1 pseudogene is annotated in these 503 nt (G+C 73.0%); it reads left to right on the top strand.

The features are described 5' to 3' along the window. Positions 1-401, top strand: a pseudogene (locus tag FV222_RS28835) (terminase family protein); the annotation flags it as partial. Between the last annotated feature and the right edge of the window lie 102 nt (positions 402-503).

The following is a 503-nucleotide window of genomic DNA, read 5'->3' as shown; positions in this document are numbered from 1 at the left end:
TCCTCGGCCTGCCCGAACGCGGCGCCCGCCCGCGCTGGTAGCCGAGCCGGCGCCGCGTCGAGTGGGCCAACGGTGCGGTGGCGACGGCGTTCTCGGCCGAGGAGCCGGATTCTCTGCGCGGCCCGCAATTCGGCGCTGCGTGGTCCGACGAGATCGCCAAGTGGCGGCGGCCGGAGGCCACCTTCGACATGCTGCAATTCGGGCTGCGGCTCGGCGCCCGCCCGCGCAACCTCGTCACCACCACGCCGCGGCCGATCCCGCTGATCCGACGCCTCATCGCCGACCCGCGCACCGTGGTCACCCAGGCGCGCACCGCCGACAACGCCCAGAACCTCGCCCCCGCCTTCCTGGAGGCGGTGGTGGGGCGCTACGCCGGCACCCGCCTCGGGCGGCAGGAACTCGGCCTGTCTGTGATACAGATCTGACGCTGCCGCCGCGTCCTTAGGTGTTGATCTCGGGGGGCGCCGGAGCATTAAAAAAAAAAGGGGGGGGGGGGGGGGGGG

The sequence above is a fragment of the Methylobacterium sp. WL103 genome, assembly GCF_008039885.1.
GTDB lineage: Bacteria > Pseudomonadota > Alphaproteobacteria > Rhizobiales > Beijerinckiaceae > Methylobacterium > Methylobacterium cerastii.
This window is presented reverse-complemented; position numbering and strand designations above follow the sequence as displayed.